The 8728-nt window shown below is 72.5% G+C and carries 8 protein-coding genes; 6 read left to right on the forward strand and 2 right to left on the reverse strand.

Annotated elements, in window-relative coordinates; translation table 11 throughout:
* The coding region (rsfS, locus tag MNZ27_RS22255) for a ribosome silencing factor (protein ID WP_242396266.1) at positions 1-414 on the forward strand (414 nt) is incomplete at its 5' end.
* 223 nt (positions 415-637) lie between these two features.
* Here rsfS and MNZ27_RS22260 read toward each other — a convergent pair.
* Positions 638-1705, reverse strand: a complete 1068-nt coding sequence (locus MNZ27_RS22260; protein WP_242396267.1) for a serine/threonine-protein kinase — start codon at positions 1703-1705, stop codon at positions 638-640.
* 295 nt (positions 1706-2000) lie between these two features.
* Between MNZ27_RS22260 and nifJ the strand changes: the two genes are divergently transcribed.
* Positions 2001-5573 carry a pyruvate:ferredoxin (flavodoxin) oxidoreductase gene (nifJ, locus tag MNZ27_RS22265; RefSeq protein ID WP_242396268.1) on the forward strand — a complete coding sequence of 1191 codons (3573 nt, stop codon included), beginning with the start codon at positions 2001-2003 and terminating at the stop codon, positions 5571-5573.
* 127 nt (positions 5574-5700) lie between these two features.
* Here the strand turns inward: nifJ and MNZ27_RS22270 are convergent, their stop codons facing one another.
* Positions 5701-6234 (reverse strand): DsrE family protein, encoded by a 534-nt coding sequence (locus MNZ27_RS22270; RefSeq protein WP_242396269.1) that lies wholly within the window; start codon positions 6232-6234, stop codon positions 5701-5703.
* 194 nt (positions 6235-6428) lie between these two features.
* Between MNZ27_RS22270 and MNZ27_RS22275 the strand changes: the two genes are divergently transcribed.
* The 4 genes from MNZ27_RS22275 to MNZ27_RS22290 all read left to right on the forward strand — a co-directional run.
* On the forward strand, positions 6429-7046 hold the full coding sequence (locus tag MNZ27_RS22275) for a TetR/AcrR family transcriptional regulator (RefSeq protein WP_242396270.1): 618 nt from the start codon (positions 6429-6431) through the stop codon (positions 7044-7046).
* A 178-nt stretch (positions 7047-7224) separates the two neighbouring features.
* The gene (locus MNZ27_RS22280; RefSeq protein ID WP_242396271.1) at positions 7225-7449 is read left to right on the forward strand and encodes a hypothetical protein; all 225 of its coding nucleotides are present in this window, start codon (positions 7225-7227) and stop codon (positions 7447-7449) included.
* Between the two features lie 62 nt (positions 7450-7511).
* A complete protein-coding gene (locus MNZ27_RS22285; RefSeq protein WP_277958215.1) occupies positions 7512-8108 on the forward strand; it encodes an RNA polymerase sigma factor in 597 nt (198 codons plus the stop codon).
* A partial coding sequence (locus MNZ27_RS22290) for an anti-sigma factor family protein (RefSeq protein ID WP_242396272.1) occupies positions 8105-8728 on the forward strand: 624 nt, incomplete at its 3' end. The genes MNZ27_RS22285 and MNZ27_RS22290, both read left to right, overlap by 4 nt.

An 8728-nucleotide genomic window follows, 5' to 3' on the forward strand; every position in this document is an offset into this window, starting at 1 on the left:
CGCCCGAAGCGCGCCACGGCGCCCGCGGCGGCCCCGTCGGCGCCCGCCGCGCCGGCGGCCCCCGCGGCGCCGGACACGGCGCGGCCGACCGCGCTCGCGATCGCCCACGCCGGGCTCGACAAGAAGGCGGAGGACGTGACCGTCCTCGACGTCCGCGGCCTCACGAGCTACGCCGACTACTTCGTGGTGATGACCGCCGAGTCCGACCGGCAGGCCGGCGCCATCGCCGACCACGTCGAGCAGACGATGAAGGCGCAGGGCATCACCAAGGTGGGCGTCGAGGGGTACGAGGGCGGGCGCTGGATCCTCGTGGACTACGGCGACGTGGTGGCGCACGTGATGAACCGCGAGTCGCGGGGCTTCTACGACCTCGAGGGGCTCTGGGCCGACGCTCCGCGGTTCACGGTCGCGTAGCGAGGGAGCACGAGGCGCACGGCGCCCCGTGCTCCGTGCCCGTCACCGTCACCGGTCGTTCCGTGACCCGAGAGCCGGCTCGCGTGGCCCGTGGCCGGTTCCCGTGATCCGACGGAGACACGGGCCACGGAATGCGGGACGCGGGAGGCGGGCACGGGAAACGGTCACGGTCACGGGCACGGTGACGGGACCGGTGACGGGCACGGTGACGCTCCGACCCTCTTCACGGTACGAGCGGCAGGCGCACCAGCCACGCCGCGATCCCCGCCGCGAGGGCGACGGCGAACGTCAGCGCCAGCCGCGCCCGGCGCCTCCTCGCCACCGGGAACTCCACCGCGGTCCGGGTGCCCCGGGCGTCGGCGACCCGCGTCGCCTGGAGCGTCGCGAGGTCCATCTTCGAGAGCGCGATCTCCTCGGTGGCGAAGCCGCGGTGGGCGAGGAGCGCGACCAGCCGCGCCCGCGGGTGGGTCTTCCGCAGCCGGCGGGCGGCGGCGGCGTCGAGGGCGCGGGCGAGGTCCCCGGCGGACTTCCAGCGCCGCTCGGGGCGGCGCGCGAGGCAGCGCTCCACGATCCGGGCGACGCGCCGCGGGCAGTCCGGCGCGAGCGCGCGGAGGCGGCGGAACCGGCCGCGGCGGATGGCGCCGAAGAGCTGGTCGGCGCCGGCGCCGCGGAAGGGCTTCTCGCCGGCCACGAGCTCGTACAGCGTGACGCCGAGCGCCCACACGTCCGCGGCGGGCCCCGCCTCGTCGCCGCCGAGCACCTCGGGCGCCATGTACGAGGGGCTGCCGACCAGCATCCCGTCGCGGGTGAGCGCGGGATCGCCCTCGACCTTGGCGATCCCGAAGTCCATCAGCTTCACCTCGCCGTCGCGCGAGATCATCACGTTCGCCGGCTTCACGTCGCGGTGGAGCAGGCCGTTGAAGTGCACGTAGTCGAGGGCCTCGCCCACGCGGGCGCCCACGATGGCCGCGCACTCGGCGGGGATCGCGCCGCCCGCCTGCAGCACGCGGGCGAGGTCGGCGCCGTTCACGAAGTCCGTGACGAGGTAGAGCTGGTCGTCCCGCTCCACGAGGTCGTGCACGGCGACGATCGCCTCGTGCCGGAGCCGCGCGTACGCCCGCCCCTCGCGACGGAAGCGCTCCACCACCTCGCGCGAGCGCGCGACCTTCTGGTCGAGCGCCTTCACCGCCACGGGCCGGTCGAGCCCCTCCTGGAAGGCCTCGAAGACCACGCCCATGCCGCCGCGGCCGATCTCGCGGACGATGCGGCTCGTTCCGACCTTGCGGACCATGCGGGGCGAGGATCGCCCGCCGCCCCGCGCTCACTCAAGGAGTACATCGCCGCCGCCCGTTCTGCGCGAACGCTTGCGCAAGAATCGCGTCTCGGGCGCCCGGTACGCATCCGGGGGGGTTGGCAGGGGGGGTGGACAATCTGCTACACTCCGCGCCCCCTTCAGAAATATCGCTGTAAACGCAACAAGGCCCGGCAGTTGCAAGAGCAGTTTGACCTGCGTCACTTTTGCAAGGTTTGCGTGTGGCGGTCTCGCGGCGCGCCAGAGCGCACTCCCTGCTGACGAGGAGGCCCACATGGCGTCGAGGCGCATGGTGACGATGGACGGCAACGAGGCCGTCGCGTCGGTCGCCCACCGGACGAACGAGGTCATCGCGATCTACCCGATCACCCCCTCCTCGAACATGGGGGAGTGGGCGGACGAGTGGTCGGCGAAGGGCCGCAAGAACATCTGGGGCACCATCCCGAGCGTCTCGGAGATGCAGTCCGAGGGCGGCGCCTCCGGCGCGGTCCACGGCGCGCTCCAGGCGGGCTCGCTGACGACGACCTTCACGGCGTCGCAGGGCCTGCTCCTGATGATCCCCAACATGTACAAGATCGCCGGCGAGCTGACGTCGTTCGTCATGCACGTCAGCGCCCGCACGGTCGCCACCCACGCGCTCTCGATCTTCGGCGACCACTCCGACGTGATGGCGGTCCGCCAGACCGGCTTCATGCTCCTCTCGTCGGCGTCGGTGCAGGAGGCGCACGACTTCGCCGCGATCGCCCAGCGCGCGGCGCTCCACGCCCGCGTCCCGATCTGCCACTTCTTCGACGGGTTCCGGACCTCGCACGAGGTCGCGAAGATCGAGGAGCTCACCGACGACGATCTCCGCCGGATGATCCCGGAGGAGCTGGTCGCCGCGCACCGCGCCCGCGCCCTCACGCCGGACCGGCCGTTCCTCCGCGGCAGCGCCCAGAACCCCGACGCGTTCTTCCAGGCGCGCGAGGCCTGCAACCCGTTCTACGCGGCGGCCGCGGGCCACGTGCAGGACGCGATGGACCACTTCGCGAAGCTCACCGGGCGCAGCTACAAGCTGTTCGAGTACTTCGGCCACCCGGAGGCGGAGCGCGTGGTGGTCCTGATGGGCTCGGGCTGCGAGACCGCCCAGGAGACCATCGAGGCCCTCCTCGCGCGGGGCGAGAAGGTCGGCATGGTGAAGGTCCGCCTGTTCCGGCCCTTCGACGTCGGCGCGTTCACGGCCGCGCTCCCGCGGACGGCGAAGCACGTCGCGGTGCTCGATCGCACCAAGGAGCCGGGCGCGCTCGGCGAGCCGCTCTACCTCGACGTCGTGACGGCGCTCCGCGAGGGCGACCGGGACGGCCTCCGGGTGATCGGGGGTCGCTACGGGCTCTCCTCGAAGGAGTTCACCCCGGCGCAGGTGAAGGCGGTCTTCGACGAGCTCTCGCGCGCGACCCCGAAGCGGCACTTCACGGTCGGCATCAACGACGACGTGACGCACCTGTCGCTGCGGACCGATCCGGCCTTCGACACCGAGGGGAAGGACGTCGTCCGGGCGCTCTTCTACGGCCTCGGCGCCGACGGCACCGTCGGCGCGAACAAGAACTCGATCAAGATCATCGGCGAGGACACGCCCAACTACGCGCAGGGCTACTTCGTCTACGACTCGAAGAAGTCCGGGTCGGTGACGATCAGCCACCTCCGCTTCGGGCCCAAGCCGATCCACTCGGCGTACCTCATCGAGAAGGCGAACTTCGTCGCCTGCCACCAGTTCGGCTTCCTCGAGAAGTACGAGATGGTCGAGAACTGCGTGGACGGCGCCACCTTCCTGGTGAACGCACCGTACGGGCCGGACGAGCTCTGGGAGCGGCTGCCGCGCGAGGTCCAGGAGACCATCCTCGCGAAGCGGCTCAAGGTGTACGTGATCGACGCGTACAAGGTCGCCCGCGACACCGGCATGGGCGTGCGCATCAACACGATCATGCAGACCTGCTTCTTCGCGATCTCGGGCGTGCTGCCCCGCGACGAGGCCATCGCCCACATCAAGAAGGCGATCGAGAAGACCTACTCGCGCAAGGGCGCCGAGGTGGTGCAGAAGAACTTCGCCGCGGTGGACCACACCCTCGCGCACCTGTACGAGGTGAAGGTCGCCGGCCGGGTGGCCGGCGGCGCGCCGCGCCCGCCGACGGTCGCCGAGGTGGCGCCCGACTTCGTGAAGCGCGTCACCGCCCTCATGCTCGCGGGGAAGGGCGACCTGCTCCCCGTCTCGGCGTTCCCGGTGGACGGCACCTGGCCGACCGGCACGAGCAAGTGGGAGAAGCGGTCCATCGCCCTCGAGATCCCGACCTGGGAGAAGGACCTCTGCATCCAGTGCAACAAGTGCGCGCTCATCTGCCCGCACGCGGCGATCCGGCCGAAGTTCTACCCCGCCGAGGCGCTCGCGAAGGCGCCGGCCGGCTTCCAGTCCACGGATTACCGGTCGGCCGACGTGAAGGGCGCGAAGTACACGCTCCAGGTCGCGCCGGACGACTGCACCGGCTGCACGCTGTGCGTGCAGATCTGCCCCGCGGAGTCCAAGAAGGAGCCGGGCAAGAAGGCGATCAACATGAAGGACGCCTTCCCGCTCAAGGAGCAGGAGCGGAGGAACTTCGCCTTCTTCCTCGAGCTGCCGCAGGCGGACCGCACCAAGGTGAAGCTCGACGTCAAGGGGACGCAGCTCCTCGAGCCGCTCTTCGAGTTCTCCGGCGCCTGCACCGGCTGCGGTGAGACCCCGTACCTCAAGCTCGTCACCCAGCTCTTCGGCGACCGCGCCATCATCGCCAACGCGACCGGCTGCTCCTCGATCTACGGCGGCAACCTCCCGACGACGCCGTACACGCAGAACGCGGACGGGCGCGGCCCCGCCTGGTCGAACTCGCTGTTCGAGGACAACGCCGAGTTCGGCTTCGGCATGCGCCTCTCCATCGACAAGCAGAACGAGCAGGCGCGGGAGCTCCTCGCGAAGCTCGGCGCCGTCGTCGGCGACGGCCTCGTGAAGGAGCTGCTCGAGGCCGACCAGTCCGACGAGGCGGGCATCCAGCGGCAGCGCGCCCGCGTGGCGCTCCTGAAGGAGAAGCTCGGCGGGCAGGAGTCCCTCGAGGCGCGGTGGCTCTCGCGGATCGCCGACTACCTGGTGCGCAAGTCGGTGTGGATCGTGGGCGGCGACGGCTGGGCGTACGACATCGGGTACGGCGGCCTCGATCACGTCATCGCGCAGGGGCGCGACGTGAACATCCTCGTCCTCGACACCGAGGTGTACTCGAACACCGGCGGCCAGGCGTCCAAGGCGACGCCGATGGGCGCGGCGGCGAAGTTCGCGATGGCCGGGAAGAGCCTCCCCAAGAAGGACCTCGCGATGCTGGCGATGAGCTACGGGCACCCGTACGTCGCCCGGGTCGCGATGGGCGCGAAGGACGCGCAGACGGTGAACGCGATCAAGGAGGCCGAGAGCTACCACGGCACCTCGCTCGTCATCGCCTACGCGCACTGCATCGCGCACGGCTACGATCTCGCGGACGGCATCTCGCAGCAGGAGCGGGCGGTCGAGTCCGGGTACTGGCCGCTCTTCCGGTACGACCCGCGGCGCGCGGCGGCCGGCGAGAGCCCGCTCAAGCTGGACAGCCCGGCGCCGAAGCTCGAGCTCGCCGAGTTCGTGAAGTCCGAGACCCGCTTCCGCCAGGTCGAGCAGGCGAACCCCGAGCGGTTCAAGAACCTGATCACGCAGGCCCAGAAGGACGTGAAGGAGCGCTACGCGCTCTACGAGCAGCTCGCGCGGGCGATGACCCCGGCGAACCTCGTCCCCGGCGCGGCGTCGAAGCCGCGGGCGTAGCCTCCCGGCGCCAAGATGTGAAGGACGTGAAGGCGGCCCGGTCCCGCTCCGCGCGGGGCCGGGCCGTCGTGCGTTCGGCTTGGGCTAGCTCGTCAGGCCGGGCGGCGCCCGGCCCGGAGGGTCATCATCAGAAGATCGGGACGAGGTGATAGCCCTGGGCCTGGTAGCCGATGAGCGAGATGAAGCCGTCGGCCACGACCTTCAGCTCCGGCAGCAGCGTCGCGTCGTCCACCTTGAATACCTGCGTCGCGATGGCGCACACCTCGAGGGCGTCGCCCTGGACCTTCAGCGCGTGCACGGCGCGGGCGATCTCGGGGAGCGCGGCGAGCTCCTCGGGCGTCGCCTGGGCGGGCGGCACGGTCGAGAGGAACCTCACGCTCGGGCCGATGATCACGACCTTGAAGTCGGCGGCGACGCCCTGCCGGACGAGGTTCTCCCGGGTGCCGGCGAGGAGCTTCAGGTACATCGCGAGCTTCTTGGCGTCGCCGAGATCGACGAGGAACACGGCCTTGCCGGTCTTCACGCCCCGCAGCGCGTCGGCGTTGCCGTAGGCGGCGGCCCGGGCGGGCGGCGCGGCGCGGGCCGCCGGCGCGGCGAGCGTGGCCAGCGCGACGGCGACCGCCAGGACGAGGTGTGACAGCTCCTTCTTCGTGAAGCTCATGGGTGCGGACTCCTCCAGGGTTCGTTCGAGCGCCCGCGCCCATCCCGATCACCAGCGACCAGGCGGGCCCGGGCACGGCCATCCTATAGACAGATCGGTCTACTCGATCCAGTCGAAATAATCGGGTAGTGGCGCTGAAGACGAGAAATCATGAAGACCCAGTGGTATACAGGGAGGAGGATGCCGGAAAAGCCATGTCGCCGCGCGAGAGGCTGATCGAGACCGCCGCCGAGCTCTTCTACCGGCGCGGCTGCCACGCGGTCGGTATCGACACGATCCTGGCCGAGGCGGGCGTGGCGAAGATGACGCTCTACCGGCACTTCCGCTCCAAGGACGAGCTGCTCCTCGCCGCGCTGCGGCGCATGGACGAGCGCTTCCGCAACGACTTCATGGCGGCGGTGGAGCGCCGGGCCGCCACGCCCGTCGCGCGGCTGGACGCGCTCTTCGACGTGGTGCGCGACTGGGTGCGGGGGAAGGACTTCTTCGGCTGCCCCTTCATCAACGTGACCGCCGAGTTCGCCGCCCAGGACGACCCGGTCCACGCGGCGGCCGCGGAGCACAAGCGGCTCGCCCTCGCCTTCATCGAGCGGCTGGCCGCCGAGGCCGGCGCCGCCGACCCCCGCGGCCTCGCGCGGGCGCTCAAGGTCCTGCTCGAGGGCTGCACCGTGCTCGCCCAGGTGACCGGGCAGAGCGAGTTCGTGGACGACGCGCAGCTCGCCGGGCGGCTGGTGCTCCGCGAGGCGCTCCGGGCCGGGGGGCCCGCGCCGGCGTCCGGCGCGGAGTGCGCGGCTCCGCTCCGTCCCACGCGCTGACCACGCCCTGCCGTCCTCGTCCCGGCGCGGGCCGCACCCGTAGGTCGGGGGGCGGGGACAACCCGTGGGTCACCGGGACGCCGACCGAGCGTCGAATGATGCAACCGCAACGACGGGGAGATCTCCCGCCCGTGGGCGCGGCCCCGCCCTTGCACTCGGCCGCCGAACGGAGGGTCGAATGGCGGGGTGTCCATACTTCGAGCGCTGCGGGCTGCACCAGAACCTCGGGATGCAGGCCGCCATCCGGGTCTGGCGGAGCTTCTACTGCGACGGCGTCCACACGCGCTGCGAGCGCTTCAAGCTCGCGGAGGCCGGCGTCGAGGTCCCGCCCCGGCTCCTCCCGAACGGCCGCCTCCTCGAGTCGCCCGATCGCGTGCCGGAGCGCCGAGGCCGGGTGGCGTGAGCTAGACTCCCGCAGATCCGATTCCCGCCTCGCGCGTTCTCACCAGCGAGGTCCGAGGCCGCTTGGACGAGAGCGACGAGAGGCTGATGCTCCGGTTCCAGGCCGGCGACCCGCGGGCCTTCGAGGTCCTGGTGCGCCGCCATCGCACGCCCGTCTTCTCGTTCCTGCTCCGGCTGACCGGCGACCGCGGCCGCGCCGAGGATCTCTGCCAGGAGGCGTTCCTGAAGGTGATCAAGGGGGCGGAGCGCTGGGAGGAGCGGGCGCGCTTCGCGACCTGGCTCTACGCGATCGCGCGAAACCTCGCGGTGGACGAGGCCCGCCGCGTCGCCTTCCGCCGGGCGGAGCCGCTCGACGGCCCGGCGGCGCGCGCCGCCGAGGTGCCGTCCGGCGGACCGTCCCCCGAGCGCGCCGCCGACGCCGCCCTGGTCCGGCCGAAGCTCGAGGCGGCCGTCGCGGCGCTCCCGGCGGAGCAGCGCGAGGTGTTCCTCCTGCGCGAGCAGACCGGCCTCAGGTTCTCCGAGATCGCGGCGGTGACCGGCACGCCCGAGAACACGGTGAAGAGCCGGATGCGCTACGCCCTGGAGGCGCTCCGCCAGGAGCTCGCCGCGCTCGGCGTCACCCCGGAGACGGCGTCGCCGCCGTGGAGCGCGGCCCGATGACACACGAGACCGCACGGGAGGCGCTGCTCGACCTCGCCTACGGCGAGCTCCCGGCGCGCGAGGCGCGCGAGGTGGAGGCGCACGCCGCCGGCTGCGACGAGTGCGGCGCGGCGCTCCGGCGCCTCCGGGAGACGCGCGCGCTCGTGTCGGCGCTGCCGCCCGAGCCGGCGCCGGAGGCGGGGGAGCGGATCCTGCTCGCCGCCGCGCGCGAGGCGGTCCGGGACCGCCGCCGGCGCCGGTGGATGCCGTCCTGGCTCTGGCGCGGGACCATCGCCGCGGTGACCGCGGCGGCGGCCGTCGCGCTGTCGTACCGGCTGTACGCGCTGCGGCCGGCGCGGCTCGAGCGGGAGGATCCGGACGCGCTCCTGGGCGCCGCGCCGGAGCGAGCGCCGACGCAGGCGGCCCGGCCGGACGGGGAGGCGAAGGCGGAGGCGAGCGGCGGCGCGAGCACGAGCGGCGCGCTCGCGCACGCGCCGGCAGCGGGGGAGCGGCAGACGGACGGAGCGGCGTCGGCGAGCCGGCTCGACGAGCGCTCCGTCGTCACCCGCCGGAAGGAGCCGGCGCCGTCCGCGCCGCCGGCGGAGGAGCGCGCCGCGGCGGAGCGGGAGGTGCCCGAGCCG

Source organism: Anaeromyxobacter oryzisoli (assembly GCF_022690765.1).
GTDB classification, from domain to species: Bacteria; Myxococcota; Myxococcia; order Myxococcales; family Anaeromyxobacteraceae; genus Anaeromyxobacter; species Anaeromyxobacter oryzisoli.

Bases quoted from the DNA above. Each gene is read 5' to 3' on its own strand.
- nifJ (WP_242396268.1), top strand. From the start codon at position 2,001: ATGGCGTCGAGGCGCATGGTGACGATGGACGGCAACGAGGCCGTCGCG.
- MNZ27_RS22260 (WP_242396267.1), bottom strand. From the start codon at position 1,705: ATGGTCCGCAAGGTCGGAACGAGCCGCATCGTCCGCGAGATCGGCCGC.
- MNZ27_RS22270 (WP_242396269.1), bottom strand. From the start codon at position 6,234: ATGAGCTTCACGAAGAAGGAGCTGTCACACCTCGTCCTGGCGGTCGCC.
- MNZ27_RS22275 (WP_242396270.1), top strand. From the start codon at position 6,429: ATGTCGCCGCGCGAGAGGCTGATCGAGACCGCCGCCGAGCTCTTCTAC.
- MNZ27_RS22280 (WP_242396271.1), top strand. From the start codon at position 7,225: ATGGCGGGGTGTCCATACTTCGAGCGCTGCGGGCTGCACCAGAACCTC.